At 28.0% G+C, this 15,925-nt stretch carries 14 protein-coding genes and 3 pseudogenes; 6 read left to right on the top strand and 11 right to left on the bottom strand.

Features of this window, described 5'->3' with window-relative positions; genetic code table 11:
- A partial coding sequence (locus AJ884_RS03045) for a cache domain-containing protein (RefSeq protein WP_215424409.1) occupies positions 1-946 on the bottom strand: 946 nt, incomplete at its 3' end.
- A 223-nt stretch (positions 947-1,169) separates the two neighbouring features.
- Between AJ884_RS03045 and AJ884_RS03040 the strand changes: the two genes are divergently transcribed.
- The 4 genes from AJ884_RS03040 to AJ884_RS03025 all read left to right on the top strand — a co-directional run bounded on the left by AJ884_RS03040 (position 1,170) and on the right by AJ884_RS03025 (position 4,039).
- Positions 1,170-1,595 (top strand): MerR family transcriptional regulator, encoded by a 426-nt coding sequence (locus tag AJ884_RS03040; RefSeq protein WP_070210380.1) that lies wholly within the window; start codon positions 1,170-1,172, stop codon positions 1,593-1,595.
- 126 nt (positions 1,596-1,721) lie between these two features.
- Entirely contained in the window at positions 1,722-2,699 is a 978-nt protein-coding gene (locus tag AJ884_RS03035) for an aldo/keto reductase (protein WP_070233908.1), read from the top strand.
- Positions 2,700-2,757: 58 nt separating this feature from the next.
- On the top strand, positions 2,758-3,177 hold the full coding sequence (locus AJ884_RS03030; protein ID WP_070247970.1) for a cupin domain-containing protein: 420 nt from the start codon (positions 2,758-2,760) through the stop codon (positions 3,175-3,177).
- Between the two features lie 106 nt (positions 3,178-3,283).
- Positions 3,284-4,039: a carboxymuconolactone decarboxylase family protein gene (locus tag AJ884_RS03025; RefSeq protein ID WP_070278715.1), complete on the top strand. Its 756-nt coding sequence runs from the start codon at positions 3,284-3,286 to the stop codon at positions 4,037-4,039.
- A 76-nt stretch (positions 4,040-4,115) separates the two neighbouring features.
- On the opposite strand, the pseudogene AJ884_RS03020 reads toward AJ884_RS03025, so the two are convergent.
- The 8 genes and pseudogenes from AJ884_RS03020 to AJ884_RS02990 form a co-directional block, all read right to left on the bottom strand.
- Positions 4,116-5,598: pseudogene (locus AJ884_RS03020) on the bottom strand (N-6 DNA methylase).
- Complete coding sequence (locus tag AJ884_RS03015; RefSeq protein WP_070278713.1) at positions 5,598-6,668, bottom strand: Fic family protein; 1,071 nt, start codon at positions 6,666-6,668, stop codon at positions 5,598-5,600. Before AJ884_RS03015 ends, AJ884_RS03020 begins: the two are co-directional and overlap by 1 nt.
- Before the next feature lie 120 nt (positions 6,669-6,788).
- Positions 6,789-7,647 (bottom strand): annotated as a pseudogene (locus tag AJ884_RS09880) (restriction endonuclease subunit S); the annotation flags it as partial.
- A 48-nt stretch (positions 7,648-7,695) separates the two neighbouring features.
- Positions 7,696-7,899 (bottom strand): hypothetical protein, encoded by a 204-nt coding sequence (locus AJ884_RS09875; protein WP_173403810.1) that lies wholly within the window; start codon positions 7,897-7,899, stop codon positions 7,696-7,698.
- Positions 7,878-8,231, bottom strand: coding sequence for a restriction endonuclease subunit S (locus AJ884_RS03005; protein ID WP_214283696.1), 354 nt, complete (start codon positions 8,229-8,231; stop codon positions 7,878-7,880). The genes AJ884_RS09875 and AJ884_RS03005 overlap by 22 nt, the downstream gene beginning before the upstream one ends.
- Before the next feature lie 2 nt (positions 8,232-8,233).
- Complete coding sequence (locus tag AJ884_RS03000; protein WP_070233902.1) at positions 8,234-9,652, bottom strand: hypothetical protein; 1,419 nt, start codon at positions 9,650-9,652, stop codon at positions 8,234-8,236.
- Positions 9,653-9,688: 36 nt separating this feature from the next.
- Entirely contained in the window at positions 9,689-11,980 is a 2,292-nt protein-coding gene (hsdR, locus tag AJ884_RS02995; RefSeq protein ID WP_070286429.1) for an EcoAI/FtnUII family type I restriction enzme subunit R, read from the bottom strand.
- A 61-nt stretch (positions 11,981-12,041) separates the two neighbouring features.
- Entirely contained in the window at positions 12,042-12,920 is an 879-nt protein-coding gene (locus AJ884_RS02990; RefSeq protein ID WP_070274150.1) for an aminoglycoside 6-adenylyltransferase, read from the bottom strand.
- A gap of 442 nt (positions 12,921-13,362) precedes the next feature.
- Here AJ884_RS02990 and AJ884_RS02985 point away from each other — a divergent pair, with 442 nt between their 5' ends.
- On the top strand, positions 13,363-14,439 hold the full coding sequence (locus AJ884_RS02985; protein WP_053872489.1) for an NAD(P)-dependent alcohol dehydrogenase: 1,077 nt from the start codon (positions 13,363-13,365) through the stop codon (positions 14,437-14,439).
- Between the two features lies 1 nt (position 14,440).
- Here AJ884_RS02985 and AJ884_RS02980 read toward each other — a convergent pair whose 3' ends face one another.
- Entirely contained in the window at positions 14,441-14,890 is a 450-nt protein-coding gene (locus AJ884_RS02980; RefSeq protein WP_070278710.1) for a lipocalin family protein, read from the bottom strand.
- Positions 14,878-15,224, bottom strand: a pseudogene (rrpA, locus tag AJ884_RS02975) (MarR family transcription factor RrpA). The gene AJ884_RS02980 and the pseudogene rrpA overlap by 13 nt, the downstream one beginning before the upstream one ends.
- Positions 15,225-15,323: 99 nt before the next feature.
- Between rrpA and AJ884_RS02970 the strand changes: the two are divergent.
- Positions 15,324-15,902 carry an NAD(P)H-dependent oxidoreductase gene (locus tag AJ884_RS02970; protein ID WP_002867872.1) on the top strand — a complete coding sequence of 193 codons (579 nt, stop codon included), beginning with the start codon at positions 15,324-15,326 and terminating at the stop codon, positions 15,900-15,902.
- Positions 15,903-15,925: the final 23 nt, after the last annotated feature.

The raw sequence follows: 15,925 nt of genomic DNA, 5'->3' as shown, positions 1-15,925 counted from the left end.
TTTGGATAGCTGCAAGTGGAGAGAGATATTTTGATACGATGAAATAAAGGAGGATGACGCTAAATACTACTACAATAATGACAACAATGGCTTGAATAAATGCAGCTTTATGAATAGGTTTATTTATAATATCAGCGCTTTCGGTAATACAAGCTGTATAAGCAAAGACTTTAGTACAAGTTCCAAGTCTTTCTTGTCCTTTTAATCCATAGGTAAAAAAGTTATAATCTCCATTAGCCTTATATGCATTTAAAACAGGAGAATGATCAATAGACGGATTTAATAATTCTTTATTGGTTGCAGCAAATATTTTATTTTCTTCATCAAATAAAAAAGTATTTCCAGGAGTTTTTGCAACTAAATTTTGTAAATCTTCAGATGGCATATCTATACCTAACACCCCAATAAATTTACCATCTTTATAAATAGCTTTAGAATATGTTATCACATATTGTTTTGTTGCAGTATCTAAATATGTTGGTGTAATAAAAACATTATTCGTTTTTAACGCTCCTTGATACCATTCTTTTGCTTTTATATCCAAATTATCATATAAATTAGGCATTATTTTTTTGTTATCATTAGCTTGTTCGCTGAGTAAAACTTTTCCATTTGCTAAACCTAAATAAGTATTTAATGCGTCTGTACTATGGCGATAATATTTCAATATTGGACCAACATTGTTAATAATATTTTCTTCGGTATTTAAAGATTGATAAGGTAAATTTATTATATCTTTTTCTAAATTCTCAGTAAAAGATATATTTGTTGACCTAAAATTTTCAACAGTAGATTGCGTAACTTTAAGCAGGTCAGTTTGATTTTTAAGAGTACTTTCATGTAGTGAGGTTTTTGTAAAATAAAAACTTACAATACCTAGAATAATTAAGGCAAAAATTGCAATTAAATTTGCAATAAGAGAAAGCTTAAATTTTATACTATTCATTTTTTTCCTTTATTTGTATTTATTTTTAAATTTAAAATTAAATCTAGTATTATTTTATCAAAAAATATAAAATATTTCTTGACTTTTATCTTGAAAATTTAAAAATTTAATTATATTAATTGAAAATTATATGTATTTTTCTAAAAAGTAGCATTAATATAAAATAATAAAATATTTAGTTAAAAATTGAATTGTATGAAATTTATACTTATAAAGGATTAGAATGGCTTATACGATCATAGAGGTAGAAAGAAAAACAGGAGTTTCTAGTAGAACACTTAGGTTTTGGCTAGATAAAGGTTTATTTCCCTTTGTGGAAAAAGATAAAAATGGAGTGCGTTATTTTAGTGAAAAAGATTTAGAATGGGTGATTTGGGTGGATTGTTATAGACAAATTGGCATGAGTATCGAGGATCTTAAAAGATATATTTTTTTATGTGCTAAAGGAAAGAGTACTGCAAAAGAGAGATTAGAGATTATTTTAAAATTAAAAGAAAAAACACTAAAAGATATGAAAAAATTGGAGAGTATTATAAAAAAACTTGATTTTAAAATAGATTATTATGAAAAAATGGTTATGGAAAATAAAGATGAGCTAAATCCTTTAAGTAAAGATTATATTAAACGGAAAAAACGAGTAAAAATTTAAAAATATTTAATTTTATTCTTGACTTACACCAGATGTTAGGTTTTATACTTTTGATTAACATGATAGAAAAATGTTTTAATAATTAAGAACTATTAGTTTTTAATAAAAAATAAAAAAAGGATAAAAATGCAAAGAAGAAAATTAAGAAATTTGGAAGTAAGTGTCTTAGGACTTGGTTGTATGGGAATGAGCTTTGGTTATGGAGAAACTAAAGATGAAAAAGAGATGATAACACTCATTCATAGGGCAAAGGATCTTGGTATTGATTTTTTTGATACAGCCGAAGTTTATGGTCCTTTTATTAATGAAGAATTAGTAGGTAAAGCAATAAAATCTTTTAGAAATGAAGTGGTATTAGCAACAAAATTTGGTGTTAGAATTGAGGGTGCTAAGCAAATTGTTGATAGCACGCTTAATAAAATCAGAGAAAGTTTAGAAGGTAGTTTGAAGCGTTTGCAAACAGATTGTATAGATCTTTATTATCAACACAGAGTTGATACAAATGTTCCAGTTGAAGAAGTTGCTAATTTAATGGGTCAGTTTTATAAGGAAGGAAAAATTAAAGCTTGGGGTATGAGTGAAGCAGGAGTGCAAAGCATTAAAAAAGCTCATACAGTATTTCCGCTTAGTGCGGTTCAAAGTGAGTATTCTTTATGGTGGAGAGGACCAGAAAAAGAACTTTTAAAAGTTTTGGAAGAATTAAATATAGGTTTTGTTCCTTTTTCTCCTTTGGGAAAAGGATTTTTAGCAGGTAAATTTGATGCAAATTCTACTTTTGAAAATAATGACTTTAGATCACAAGTTCCACGTTTTAAAAGCGAGAATTTAAAAGCTAATTTGGATTTAGTTTATGCATTAGAAGATATAGCAAAAGCTAAAAATGCTACTTTAGCACAAATTGCTCTTGCTTGGGTTTTGGTGCAAAAAACATTTATTGTGCCTATTTTTGGAACAACAAATTTACGAAGGTTAGAAGAAAATATTAATGCTGTTAATACTCATTTTACTCAAGAAGAATTAAATCATTTAAAGAGTATTTTAGAAAAAATAATAATCAAAGGGGATCGGTATGCCGGTGAAGCAGCTCTTAGAGTTGGGAAATAAAAAGTTTGGTTTATTTCTTATTGTAATGGTTTTATGTAGTTTTGTTAAAGGAGTGTAAATGCAAGAACTTGAAAGTAAAGGAATTCATGGAAGTTTTAAAGGCGATAGTAAATTTTTTAGCAAAAATGTAAAAGTTTCTATGATGTTTAAATCAAATGAGTGGAGAAATTTTAGTGGGGCTTTGGTTGAATTTGAAGCCAGTGCTAGAAGTGCATGGCATACTCATCCTCAAGGACAAACCTTAATCGTAACAGAGGGCGAAATCATCACAAAAGTTCCAGGGCAAAAAGCCTTTATAGCTAAAAAAGGCGATGTGATAAGCTGTCCTATAGGAGTAAAGCATTTTCATGGTGCAACTAATACAAGTAGTGGAGCACACATAGCACTTACAGGCGAAAAAGAAGGTAAAAATGTAGAATGGCTTGAGCTTGTAAGCGATGAAGAATATGAAAATGCCTTAAAAGAAGCAAGAGAGTAAAGAAATTTGTAAATAAAACACAAAAATTTTATAAAAACTTTTATGTTTTTGGAGTATTTTAAATGCTCTTTTTTCACAAATTTTAAAAACCACAAAGGATAAAACCATGCAATTAAGACAAAAAGCAAGAGAAATTTTTGAAAAACTCTTAGGAGGAGCAAAAAAGGATCAACTTTTTGCAAGTGATAAAGAGTATTTTATCAATCATATAAATTTTACTTTTGATGAGAGCTTTATAAAAGCAAATTTGGATACACAAAAATATTTTTTAATCACTCTTGCTTCTACTTTAGCAGTAGGTGGAAAAATAGAGTTTAAAGCTTTACTTCAAGGTGTAATCAAGAACGATATAAGTCCTATTGTCATTAAAGAAGTGATTTATCAAGCTACGCCTTATGTGGGTTTTGCTAGAGTATGTGATTTTTTAAGCCTTTGCAATAAAGTGTTTAAAAAACTAAATATCGCCTTAGTTTTAACTCCACAAGGTACTACTACGCAAGAAAATCGCAAAATAAAAGGCAGGGAAATACAAAATGCTATTTTTAGTGAAGCCAATATCACTAAAATGATAGAAACTACACCAGAAGATAAAGCTTTTATAAATGATTTTTTGAGTGCGAATTGTTTTGGAGACTACTATACACGCATGGGACTTGATCTAAAAACTAGAGAGCTTTTAACCCTTGTATATCTTATCTCACTTGGCGGTCTAGATAATCAAGTAAAAGCCCATATACAAGGCAATCTTAATATGGGGCAAAGTAGAAAAGAGTTGCTAAATATCATTGCAGCTCTTATTCCTTATATCGGTTATCCAAGGGCTTTAAATGCTCTAAATTTGCTTGATGATATTAAAAAGTAGAATGCAAGCAATAAATATTTATTGTAAATTGAGCTTATAAGTTATTTGTAAATTAGTTTTATCAAAAAACTTGCAATCATTTTAGTATGCTTTTAAGCTCATTTAGATATTCTTGTTGTGTTTTTAGATTTTCTTCTAAAGAATTTAAAATCTCTTCACTAGTTCTTAGGATTTTTTCTTCTTTTACATTTGGATTTTTAGCACTTAAATCATAATTTCTTTCTTCAAGCTCTTTTTTGCTAACAAGCCAAGAATTAGCAGTGATTTTTCTTTCTTTGTAGCATTTTAGAAATTCTTTAAAATGTGCGTATTCTAAAGGCTTGTTTTTAGTAAGTTTATAAGGCGGTATAAGCTCGTAGTAATAAACTCCATCGCCTTCACAAATACATTTTTTACCTTTAGAGAAAAAAAGCACATTAGTCTTAACAGCACTATAAGGCAAAAATACCCCACTTGTCAAACTCAAAACGCATTCTAAATTAAAATCATCTAGTAAATCTTTTTTACACTCACAAAGGCATTTGAATTTTGAAAAAGCACACCTTCAGGCACGATGATCGCACATCTTCCGTTGTTTTTTAAAGATTTTAAAATGTGTTTAAAAACAAAAGTTCAGTAGCGTTTAATTTTATAGGAAAATTTTCTTGAATTTGTTCTTTTTCTTTACCTCCAAAAGGTGGATTTGCAAGTATTACTTCGTATTTTTCTTGTTCTGTTATATCTGTGATTTTTTTACTTAAAGTGTTTGTTTTTATGATATTTGGACTTGAAATTTCATGAAGTATCATATTCATAACGCCCATTGCGTAGCTAAGTGGAGTTTTTTCTTTACCAAAAAGAGCATCATTTTTTAAAAATTCAAGCTCTTCTACGCTTAAATTTGCTTTTTTGCCTTTGGTTCTGTCTTTATATAAAATATGTAAAAAACTCTCAACTAAAAATCCACAACTACCACAAGATGGATCATAAATTCTTTCTTTTGGTTTAGGATCTATTACTTCCACCATAGCCTTTATCAAAGGACGAGGGGTGTAAAATTCTCCACTATTTCCACCATTGCTACCCATATCTTTTAGAAGTTTTTCATAAACTTCACCTAAGGCAAATACTTCATCTTCTTTATTAAAACTAATCTCATCAATGATATTTATCACTTTTCTTAAAGTATGTCCATTTGCTATGCGGTTGTCTATAAACTCAAAAATTCCACCGATTTTATACTCTATACTTTTAAAATCATCATTATTTTTAAAATTTTTAAGATAAGGAAAAAGCTCTTTATTTACAAATTCAAGCAAATCTGATCCATTTAAAGCATTTTTTACATCAAGTTTGCCATCTTTTTTAGGCGCTGCCTAAATACTCCAGCTAAATTTTTCTTGCAAAATGCTTTTATAATCTTTGCCATCTAAAAACGCTAAATCTTTTAAATTTGTCTCATAATCATCTAAAAATTTTAAAAAAAGTATCCAGCTAATTTGTTCTGTATAGTGCATAGCACCGCTTATACCATCATCTCTTCTTAAAATATCTGTAATTTTATCTATTTTATTTTGTATTAAAAAATTCCTTTTTTGAAAAGTTTTAATAGTTCTATATTAATATAATAATTATTTCTACCCATTTTAATACACTCTAATACCCCTAAATTTTCACAAATTTTAAGATATTTTGAAGCACTTTGTCTAGAAATATTTAATGTTTTTATTAAAAATTCTATCTTTGTATAAGGATGAGAAAACAAAAGCTCCACAAAATCTTTACTATAAAAATTCGTTTTATTTTGTAAAATTTCGCTTACATTTAGCATCATTTTTTCTATCGTAATAATAGTTTCAATAGTTTTTACAGCGGTTTGCTCTATGCCTTTAAGTATGTATTCTATCCATTCTAAAATAGCTCCTTCATCACGCACTTTTTGCAAAAGCTTATAATATTCATCTTTATTTTTTACTATATAAGCACTAAGATATAAAATAGGAAAATCCAAAAGTCCTTTATATACTAAATAAAGTATATTTATAATCCTACCCGTTCTGCCATTGCCATCATAAAAAGGATGAATGCTTTCAAATTGATAATGTATAATTGCCATCTTTACTAAAAAATCAAATTCATCTAAACTATCATCGTTAATGTATAGTTCTAAATTTCCCATAAGTTCTTGTATATCATTAGGATTTTGGGGTGGTATGTGTTTGATTTCTCCTGTAATAGGATTTTTAAGCATAGTTCCACTTTGTTTTCTAAAACCTGCATTATTTCTTTCTAATCTTTTTTGAATTTCTAAAATATGTGCATTTCTTAATAACTGCTCTTTTTTTAATAACTCATATCCTTTTTTCAAAGCACTTTCATAATCTTTCACTTCTTTTGCTGCTCTTGTGAGTTTGTTTTCATCAACTCGTGATAAAAAAAGTTCATCATGTGTTGTGATGATATTTTCTATCTCACTCGAATCTTTTGCTTCTTGCAAAATCAAAGCATTGATTAAAATACTTGGATTTGGTATACTTTTACTAAGTCCATTTAACTCTGCTAATTTTCTAGAAGCTTTAATGATAAGACTATAAATATTTGCATTTAATTCTATATTTAAAGGCAATTTTTGAGGTATAAATTCTTTCATAATTTTCCAATATGTTAATTTTTTCTAAAAATTTTAACATTATAAAAAAATATGTTAAAAAAATCAAAAATTTTTAACATATCAAGCCAATGTGTTAAAATTTGGCAAATTTTTTAACATTTATAATCTTCCTTTAAAAGCTCTATCTAGCAATGATTTTTTAAGCTCTTGTAAATTTTTTATCTGTGCTTGATAATTTTGCTTTAAATCTTTTATATTTAAAGAAAGCTCATCTAAATGTGAAGCAATTTGCTTTTGTTCTTTCAATGGAGGCAGGGGGATTTGTAATTTAGAAAATTCTGTTTTATTTATAATAGGTAAAGTTGCCTGAGATGCGTTATTTTTAAGAATCTCTTGAAAATAATTACTCAAGCATAAAAAAATAAAAATTTTGGTAGAAATTTAGAATTTGGATAATAGCATTAATTTGTTGATTACAACTTCCATTAACTCCACTTAATCCTATTCCCTATAAGTGCCTATACAAACCACTAAAATCGTATCTTTTGGTATATTTCTTGCATTGTTAAAACCCAATTTTGATAAATTATCGCTAGCATATTTTATTATCATATCTCCATTTAAATCACTAGGTTTAAACAATGGATACATTTCTATAAAAATTCGGATTATTTTTGTTAGGCGTTGTTCCTGTAATTATTTCCCCTATATCACCCAGACTTTTCCATTCCTAACCCTGCGGGAGTTGATAATTTTTCTTAGTATTATCTTTTAAAGGATTAAAAGCTTTTTGTAAAGCACTTTGTATTAACTCATCTAAAATTCCCACTATCCTTTCTTGCTTTTTAAGTGATGGTAATGGGATTTCAATATTATCAAAATCACCTTTAGTTATATGTCTCATAACAGAACCATGGGTTTTTTCACTCATCTCTTCTAAAACATCTAAGATGCAAAAATAAAAATATTTTTTATTAATTTCTATTTTGTAAAATACAACTTTAGAGATATGTTGATTTAAAATAGCTTTATCATTATTCCATATAAATATACCCAAACTTGCAGATCAAGAAATAAGCAAATCTCCATTATTAATTTCAAATTTAGGATTGTATTCTTTAGAATAATAGTTAAAATTTTTATTTGTTCCTGTAAGATTTTGAATTCTAACAATAGGTAAGCCTTTTACATCCCAATCAATAGGCTTAAAAGCCATACCATTTATAAAAGTTGCACAATTTTTTAATTTTACTTTTGTAAATTTTGACATATATTATTTTCCATCATAATTTCTTTATAACTTTCTATAGCTTGTTGTGAATAATACTTACTCATCATGAAAGTAACAAATATAATAAAAACACAAATAGCTAAAATAGAATAAAGCAAAGTTCCTTTTTTAAATAATTTTGCTGAAGAATTTTTTAAGCCATTCTCTGTAATAAATTCTTTAGTGGTAGAAATAAAATTTTCCTTAATGTCTTTTATTTTTACCCAAGGTATAATTCCATTTTCCCAATATTCTTTTTTATTTCTTGATGGTGTTTCACCGCTTGAAATTTCAGCAATATCACCAAGCTTTTTAACTTCCCAATAATTCATCATTAACTAAAGCGAGTATTTAAAATATTTTTTTTTGACTCTTCATCAATATCTTTTCCGAAAAAAGCATATAAATTTTGACTTTTTTCCATATCTTCACATATTTTAATCAAATTAGAATTTTTTAATTTTTTCTTAAATATTCCAATCATTTTTAAAAATTGTTCTCTTGCTATTTTACTAAATTCTAACTTTCTATTTATCTCATCTTCTAAAATTGATTGTATAGCTAATTTAATTTGATTTTCTGTAAAATTTTCCATAAGAAACAAATAAATTTCATTAGCCTCCCATGAAATTCCACATCCATTACCCAAAAATACATTAGTTATAGTTAAAACATACTCATATTCTATATTTTTTGGAATATCAAATTTTTTACCAACCAAATTCTCTATTTTTTTAGCATAATATGGCTCTTTATAAAAATTATCATATGCATTGTGCGCATTGATAAGATTTTCCAACTCTTTTTTTAGTTCTACAATTTTATGTTCTTTACATAAATAAGACATTCCATCATCAACATTTTTTAATAACTCTTTTCCCTTAGCACTTCTATTATTGTCACCATTTGCAGAATATTCCGCAATTTTAATACCAATTTTATACTTTATTTCATCTTTTAAATTGTTCCATATATATGGATATAAAGCATCTATATTATCAATAACAAAATTAGCAGTATTTTCATCAGTATAAATACCAAATAAACCTAATGCTAAAGCATTAATTTTTTTATCGGATTGATTTTCTATAAATGCTCCAATTTCTATAATCTCTAATTCAGATAAAGAGTTTTTTTTAATATTTCCTAGAAATTTTTTCACTTTTATTGCTATTTCTGACTCTTTAGAACAAATTACTTCATCTATGCAAGTTTGCAAATGCGATAGCATATCATAAGCATTCAAAGCATTGTTATTTGGGTGTGCTGCACTCATTTCATTTCGCATCTCTCTAATATAATTTAATTTTTTATAACCAGTCTCACTCAACAAATCAATTTCTTTGGCACCTTTTAATAAATCAAAATCCGTTAATTTACTCAAATCTTCATCTGATTTAATTTGTCGTTTATTATTCTCATTTAAAGAAGATTGCTCTAAAAAATAAGAGATATCATATTGTATTATTTTATTTCTGATATTTAGTATAGTTTCATTCCATAAATAGTTTAACGCAGCATCAAATAAACCAACAGAAATGGAAGCCATGAATTTTGAAATATAGTTTGCTTGTTGTAATTTATGTTTCTCAATGCGAGATAAAATATTTTCAAGATTAACTATAACTATTATTCTGTCATTATAATTTTGAAATACATCTATTGGTATACCTAATTTTTGAACCAATTCATTTAATGAATCAGAATATTTCTCAAGTTGTTTATTATGCAATTCAACTACATTTTTTGCCATAAAATCTCCTTTGTTTTTAGAAATATTTAATTATAATTATTTTAAATAAATCTCCCTTTGTAAATCATCAAAACTTTGTTTTAGAATTTCTAAGCCACCAAATTCATCGGCCAATTCTCTTACATTGCCTAAAGAACTAAGCTCTATAAGCGGTTTTAAGCCATCATCAAAATCTTTTATGCCGTATTCTTGATATCTATTTAGTAAAAATTCTATGAATTTTATAGCTTTTTCTTTTTGAAAGCGTTTCAAAAACTCACTATTTTCTACTTGCAAAACACGCTCTTGCCTTGTTTTTATCTCGGCATTAAAGCTTAAATGCGCTAAAACATCGTATATATCACAATCTTTTTGAAAAATTTCTCTTAGATCTTTTAAAGCATCTTCATCTACTCCATCATTTGCAAGGGCTTTTAAAAATCTTTCTCTATTTTTTTGATCACTCCAAATTTCACACAATTTTGCTTCATCATCATAATACTCACCAAGCTTTCCTATCAAAAATTCCAAAAACTCCTTAGTGCTAAGTGGCTTACCTTGTGCTCCTACATAAGTAGTTGTGATATCTAAAACCTTAAGTTTTGTGCCTTTTAAGTGTATGGTTACGCTCTTTTTTTCTTTGCTTTCTTCTTTTGTTTGTTTTATATGCTCTTTAGTGATTTTTTCTTTTTCATCTTGCTCTTTTAATTCTTCTATTTTTTCACCATCCCATTTTGGATCATAAAAAAGCTTAGTCGCACCGACAAAATCAAGTATGGTAAAAAAGTCTTTGCCTTCATAAACCCTAGTGCCACGCCCGATGATTTGCTTAAATTCCACCATAGAACCTATATTTGCTAGCAATACTATATTTCGCACATTTTTTGCATCAACTCCAGTTGTGAGCATTTTAGAGCTAGTAAGTATGACAGGATAGCTTTTGTCATTATCTTGAAACAATTTTAGATAATCAAGCCCTATTTTACCTTCATCACTCGTAACTCTTACACAATAATCATCTCTTTTAACGCTTTTATATTTATCTATAGCTCTTTTTACCTCGTTTGCATGAGCTTGATTTGCACAAAAAATTATAGTTTTATCCATGGGATTTATAAGCTCTAAAATTTTCTTAGCGATAAAGTCATTATAGTTTGGTAAAAAGATATTTCTTTCAAACTCACTTTGTTTATAAAAGCCTTTTTCAAGCTCACCTTGTATCAAATCATCAGGATTATAGGTATAACCATCACTCAAAGTTGTTTTTATGAGTTTGACTTTATAAGGGGTTAAAAATCCATCTTCAATACCACTTTTAAGACTATAATCATAAACACTCTCACCAAAATACTCATAAGTGTCTATGTTTTCTTCTTTTTTTGGAGTAGCGGTTAAACCAAGCTGAGTCGCATAGGAAAAATATTCAAGCACAGCTCTCCAGCTTCCTTCTTCGTTTGCTCCACCTCTGTGGCACTCATCTATGATGATAAGATCAAAAAAATCTTTTGGGTATTGAAGATAAAATTTGCTCTCTTGTTCTTCTTGGGTGTTTTCTTGTTCTTTTGAATTTGCGGCTAAGCTTTGATAAATTCCAAAGAAAACATTTGCATTTGTTATGATTTTTCCATCATTTTTCTTTATTTCTTCGGCACTAATTGCCTTACAATCACTTTCTATAGGATTAAATTCTCCTAAGGCTTGATCTCTTAAGCTCACTCTATCACATAAAAATAGTATTTTAGGCTTTTGATCTTTGTTTTCTTTATTCCATCTTGCCTCTAACAAACGATAGCACAAATTAAAAGCTATGGTTGTTTTTCCTGTGCCTGTAGCAAGAGTGAGTAAAATTCTATTTTTGTTATTTATAATAGCTTCTATGACTTTGTCTATGGCTATTTTTTGATAATACCTTAATTCTTTTTGCGGAATATACATAACATTTTGAGTTAAAAGCCTGTATTGCCATTCTTTGACATTGCCATAAATCCTATCAAAAAGTTCTTTAGGACTTGGGAATTTATCTATATATTTACCACTATGACTTCTTATATCGTATTCATAAATTTTTTCTCCATTGCTACTATATACAAAAGGCACATTTAAAATTTTTGCATATTCTATGCCTTGAGATAAACCATCTAAAGGATCTTTGCTTTCTATTATAGTAAGGTTGTTTCCTTCATATCTAAGCAAATAATCTGCAAATTTTCTTTGTGCTCTTTTACCACCTAAAAGTTTCCTACCATCTGTAAAATAATAATTTCTTTTTATGTTTTCTTCATTCCATAAAGCTAATTTTAATTTCTCATCTATAATTTTAACCCTTGTATCCTGCTCTGAAAAATTCATTTTTAACCCTAAATTAATTTTAAAACAATAATAACATATTTTAATTTGAATAACGGTTACTTTACAATTTTCTTAAAATTTTGCAATATTTTTTTACATTTTTTCGATAAGAAAAAAGCTTAAAGTCATTCTTTTTTGCTACAAATTTGGTGTTTTTGTGAAATAAATTTTCAAGCTTTTTTCTTGTTTTTTCAATTTGTTCAAGTGAAGTAGTATTAAAAGAATTTAAGATAATTTTTATTTCTTTTTGCTTTAAAAAGTTTAGAATATCAGTATTTTGTTTACCTAGCCAAATTTCAAAACCAAATTTAAGCCCCACTTTAAAACTAAGCATATCAAAAAGTGTTTCACGCATAGAATTTAACAAATAATTTGACATTATAAATTGTTTTCTTAAAAGAGCTTTTTCTAATTTTGTAAAAGTAAAATAAAACTCATTGCATATTTCATCAAAATCTTTTTCTGTTGGTTTCTTAATGCAAAAAACATTCTCATTTTGAGTTTTCTTAAATCTTTGATCTTTATCTATAAGCGCTTTGCTTAAAGGTTCAAATTTATAATAATGTTTCAATGATTTTAAGGGGATAAATTTAAAGTCTATTCTCACTCCATTTTTAAAAATCACCAAAAAACTCACCCAATTTTTAGGCAAATCAGCTTTATAGAATTCAAAGCTTTCAGGCGCTTGATAAAATAAAATTTTTCCAAAATTTTTAATAAATTTAGGTAATTTTGCTTTTTTGATATCTTTGCTTTTGTTTAGGTTTAATAATTTTCTCAAATTTTTAGATTTTAGAAAAAATGAAATATCATAATCTTGATATTTATCCTTTTTAGCTTTCTTATTTACTCTTGAACCTTCAAGTGTTATAAGACGAATTTGTTTATAAATAAAAGCAATATTTTTAATTTTTTCTAAAATTCTTTTTTTGCTTTGCATCTAAAAATTCCTTTTAAAAAAAATCTTAAAAGTTTTATATTTATATAATAATGATTTTTATCCATTTTGATATACTTTAAAAATATTAAATTTTTATAAATTTTTAATACTTTATTAAAAATTCTATCCTTGTTTAAGGATAAAAAAATAAAATCTCTAAGAAATCTTCGCTATAAAAATTTGTTTTATTTTATATATTCCATTCATTTAAATCGCCCCTTTATCACACAATTTCTTTATATTTAGAAGTAGCTTTGGTTGTATAAATTCTTTTATATTTTAAAATTTCTAAAGATTTTTAACATTATAAAAAAATACGTTAAAAAATCAAAAAAATTTTAACACATCAAGTATTTTTCTAATTTTTAAAAAATTATTTTCTCTCTTGACTTATAGCTACTCTAATGTTTTATAATTATAAAAAATCAAAAAAGGAGCAAAAATGCAATACAAAATTTTAGAAAACAATCGCATTGCAAGTAAAGGTTATGCAATGCTTAGCAAGGATGCGAAATTTACACCCTTTGAATTTAGCCGCCACGCTATTGGTGATAATGATATTTTGATTAAAATCCTATATGCAGGCATTTGTCATAGCGATATTCACACCGCAAGAAGCGAGTGGGGAGAAGCTACTTATCCTTGCGTGCCTGGGCATGAGATAGCAGGAGAAGTTATCGCTGTGGGTAAAAATGTGAGTAAATTTAAAGTAGGAGATTACGCAGGGGTTGGTTGTATGGTAAATTCATGTGGTGAGTGCGATGCTTGCAAACGCTCACAAGAGCAGTTTTGCGAAAATGGCAAAACCATCTTTACTTACAATAGTTGCGATGTATTTCATGGCAATGAAAACACTTATGGGGGCTACTCAAACAACATAGTTGTAAGTGAAAAATTTGCCATTTGTGTGCCAAAAAGTGCACCGATGGATAAGGTTGCACCTTTGCTTTGTGCGGGTATTACCACTTACTCGCCTTTAAAATTTTCTAAGATAAAAGAAGGCTCAAGCGTTGCTATAGCAGGCTTTGGCGGACTTGGTATGATGGCTGTAAAATACGCTGTTAAAATGGGTGCAAAGGTTAGCGTTTTTGCTAGAAATGAAAACAAAAAAGCCGATGCTTTGGCTATGGGTGTAAGCTCATTTTACACAAGCTGCGATAAAAACGCCGTAAAAGAACGCTTTGATTTAATCATCTCAACCATTCCAACGCCTTATAATCCTGCTGTTTATTTGGATTTACTTAAATTTGGTGGCGAAATGGCTATAGTTGGCTTACCTCCTGTGGAAGATAAGGTAAATATAGGCATAAACGAGCTTGTACATAAGGCAGGCAAAAAGGTTTATGGTTCGTTAATTGGCGGTATTGCTGAAACTCAAGAAATGCTTGATTTTTCTTTAAAACATGGAATTTATCCAGAAACCGAGCTTATTACCCCACAAGAAATCGATAAAGCTTATGAAAATCTAACCTCAGGAAAGGCTAAATTTCGCTATGTTATTGATATGACAAAAGAATAATTTAATACTTATCAAAAACTACATCGCTAATGTCAAATCCTCTTTGCTTAGCGATGTCTAAAAGCTCTTTTGTGCTTTTTTCATCTATTATATTTCTTGCTAAAATCCAAAGATATTTTTTATCAGGACTACCCACAATGGCAACTTTATACTCGCTATCAATAAAAATGATTTCATAATTTACTCTATTAAAAAGGTTCATAAAGATATTAAATCTCACTGCTAATTGTCTATTTGAAACGATTTTTGCCTTACCTTTTATGCTTGAAATTTCATTTTCTTTACTGCAAAAATTCTCAATCTCTACATAAGGAACACCATTTTTATATTTAAGCTCGTATTTTGCCTTTGAATTTAGGCAAGATTTTTGAAAAAAGGCGGGTTTTCTAGCCATTTCAAGCCATTCTCCCATATAATTTTGTAAAGAAAGTTCGCCAATTAATTCAAGCATTTTTTTCCTTTTTGTCTTTCTCGCCCCATTTGCACATAGCTTGTAAAATGGGAATTAAACTTTGTCCGCGTTTGGATAAGCTATATTCTACCTTGGGTGGAATTTGAGCGTATTCTTTTCTGATAATTAAACCATCATTTTCTAGTTCTCTTAAGGTATTGGTTAAAGTTTTAAAAGATATGGAGCTTAAAAAGCGTTTGAGTTCATTATAACGCACGATTTCATAGCGAAATAAGCAGTATAAAATACTCATTTTATATTTTCCATTAATTAATGCTAGAGTATAGTTAAATCCACATTCTTCGAAATTGCACTGAGAATTCTCTTTAGTCATTTAACATTCCTTTAGTATAGTATCTTACTTTATTTTCTGTATTGAAAATGATATTATGCTAAGTTATAATTGTATCATAAAATTTAAAAAAGGATAAAAATGAAAAATATACTCTTGCTTAATGGTGCTAAAGAATTTGGAAGTTCAAAAGGACAGCTTAATTTAACATTGCATAATCATGCTTTAGAAATTTTAAAAACATTAGGATACGAAGTAGATCAAACTCACATAGATCAAGGATATGATCCTAAAGAAGAGATACAAAAATTTATAAAAGCTGATGCTGTGATCTATCAAATGCCAGCTTGGTGGATGGGCGAGCCTTGGATAGTTAAAAAATATATCGATGAAGTGTTTGGTTTGGGTGCTGGAGTGCTTTTTAAAAATGATGGAAGAACTCATGAAAATCCTAGTAAAAACTACGGAAAAGGTGGTTTAGATCATGGTAAAAAATACATGTTTTCTCTCACTTGGAATGCACCTCTTGAAGCCTTTAATGATAAAAATGAATTTTTTGAAGGAAAGGGTGTAGATATGGTGTATTGGCATTTGCATAAGGCTCATGAATTTATAGGTATGAAAGCTTTACCAACTTTTATGTGTAATGATGTGGTAAAAAATCCTCAAGTGGAAAAATATCTAAACGAGTATGAACTACACTTGAAAAAAATTTTTTAAAAAATTTGACTTAAAAATTTCAA

The sequence above is a fragment of the Campylobacter sp. BCW_6463 genome (assembly GCF_001762785.1).
GTDB classification, from domain to species: Bacteria; Campylobacterota; Campylobacteria; order Campylobacterales; family Campylobacteraceae; genus Campylobacter_D; species Campylobacter_D jejuni.
The sequence above is the reverse complement of the archived record's forward strand: the minus strand, read 5'-3'. Positions and strand labels throughout refer to the sequence as shown.